The sequence below is a fragment of the Rhodococcus sp. CX genome, assembly GCF_015865005.1.
Lineage (GTDB): Bacteria > Actinomycetota > Actinomycetes > Mycobacteriales > Mycobacteriaceae > Rhodococcus.
The window spans coordinates 7,368-9,279 of the sequence record NZ_JADZGH010000168.1 but is presented as its reverse complement, the minus strand read 5'-3'; the positions used below and the strand labels follow the sequence as shown (position 1 = coordinate 9,279).

Annotated in this window: 3 protein-coding genes; all 3 read right to left on the bottom strand. The window is 71.3% G+C overall.

Annotated elements, in window-relative coordinates:
- Positions 1 to 573: bifunctional diaminohydroxyphosphoribosylaminopyrimidine deaminase/5-amino-6-(5-phosphoribosylamino)uracil reductase RibD (gene ribD, locus I0Q12_RS33125; RefSeq protein ID WP_307846324.1), on the bottom strand; the 573-nt coding region annotated here is incomplete at its 3' end.
- A complete protein-coding gene (rpe, locus tag I0Q12_RS17575; RefSeq protein ID WP_197253118.1) occupies positions 570 to 1,253 on the bottom strand; it encodes a ribulose-phosphate 3-epimerase in 684 nt (227 codons plus the stop codon). The genes rpe and ribD, both read right to left, overlap by 4 nt.
- 6 nt (positions 1,254 to 1,259) lie before the next feature.
- On the bottom strand, positions 1,260 to 1,628 hold the full coding sequence (locus tag I0Q12_RS17570; protein WP_197253117.1) for an MmcQ/YjbR family DNA-binding protein: 369 nt from the start codon (positions 1,626 to 1,628) through the stop codon (positions 1,260 to 1,262).
- Between the last annotated feature and the right edge of the window lie 284 nt (positions 1,629 to 1,912).

The window sequence follows — 1,912 nt, the reverse complement described above, 5'->3', positions numbered from 1 at the left end:
GAGGCGGGCCCGCTCGGCGTGCACGATCGCGCGGGATTCCGGGCCGGAGATCCACTGGCTGGTGCCGTCGGCGGCGGCGATGCGCCCGTCCAAGGTGGCCGCGTACTTCCACGTCACGTGCGGACGCCCGGTGCGGGTGCGGTGCAGCCACGCCCGGAGCGGGCCGGCCGCGACGACATCCGCGCCGAGCCCCTCGTGCACGACGATTCCGGCGGCGCGCAGCGCGGCGGCTCCCCCGGCGGCGGACGGGTTCGGGTCGGGCACCGAGTAGTAGACGGTCGCGATGCCCGCGTCGATCAGCGCCCGGGTGCACGGGCCGGTACGGCCGGTGTGGTTGCACGGTTCGAGGGTGACGACGGCGGTGCCGCCGCGGGCCCGCTCCCCTGCCGCGCGCAGCGCCATCACCTCGGCGTGCGGCCCGCCGGGGGGCTGGGTCGCGCCGACCCCGGCGATCCGGCCGTCGGCGTCGAGCACGACGGCGCCCACCGGCGGGTTCGGGCTGGTTCGTCCCCGCACGTCCTCCGACGCGTCGACGGCACGCCGCAGGGCCTCGACCAGCGCCGAATCGGTCACGGGGCCAGGGTCAGGTGGGCGGAGGCGGCACCGGCCTGGGCGCGCAGCTTGCGGACGGCCTCGCCGGGATCCGCCGCCCCGTACACCGCGGAGCCGGCGACGAAGCAGTCGACACCGGCCTCGGCGGCCGCCTCGATGGTGTCGGTGTTGATGCCGCCGTCGATCTCCACGAGCAGGGTCAGTTCCCCGGAGTCGACGAGGCGACGGACGGCACGGGCCTTCCCGAGCACGTCCGGGATGAACGACTGACCGCCGAAGCCCGGCTCGACGCTCATCACCAGCAGCGTGTCGAATTCCTTCAGGATTTCCAGGTACGGCTCGATCGGGGTGCCCGGCTTGATCGACAGCCCGGCCTTGGCGCCCACCGCGCGGATGTCGCGGGCGACGGCCACCGGGTTGTCGGTGGCCTCGGCATGGAAGGTCACGTTGTGGGCGCCGGCCTCCGCGTACGGGGGTGCCCACCGGCCCGGATTCTCGATCATCAGATGGCAGTCCAGCGGGATGTCGGTCGCGGCGAGCAGCGACTGCACGACCGGCAGGCCCAGCGTCAGGTTCGGAACGAAGTGCGCGTCCATGACGTCGACGTGGAGCCAATCGGCACCGGCGACGGCGGCGGCCTCGTCGGCGAGGCGCGCGAAATCCGCGGACAGGATGGAAGGAGCGATCATCGGGTGGGCCACGTCGGCCTAGTCTAGTCGGGTCCGATCTTCCCGCCGTGCAGCCGGTGCGCTCGCGTGCAATGCTTCCGGCGCGGCGAGATGCCACGCGTCGAACAGCAGGTCACGCAGTTCCTCGGGGTCGACGCGGTCGAGGTCGACGAGGATGGCGCCGTAGCCGTCGTAGCTTTCTGTGGTGAAGTAGGCCGGATCGCCGGACGCGAGCAGTTCCTTCTTCTTCGCCATCTCGCACAGCACCATCAGCGCGCCCTCCGATTCGGAACACAGCCGCGCGAACCCGCGCCCGCGCACCGTCAGCGCCGGGGTCCGGTACCACGTCGATTCGGTGACCTCCGGCAGGTCCGCGACTGCTTCCACCACCTCGGCCCAGTTCGTCATGTAACCAGTGTGCGCTGTACACGCGGCGATCGAGACCGACTCCTCCACATGTGCGACCCCTTGGTGAATTCCGGCTGGACGGATTTCGAGGATTTACATCGCCACCGGTGCGCTCGTGCGGGATGCATTCGGCGTTCGGAATCAGACTGCCCGTGTCCTGCCGGAATCCCGGTCCCGCCGGACTCAGTGAGCCCGTTCGCGGGCGAGTTCCTCGAGCGAACACAACGCGTCGAACGCGGCGAGCAGGTTCCGGCACTGATCGTCGGGGAGGTTGCGGATGTGTC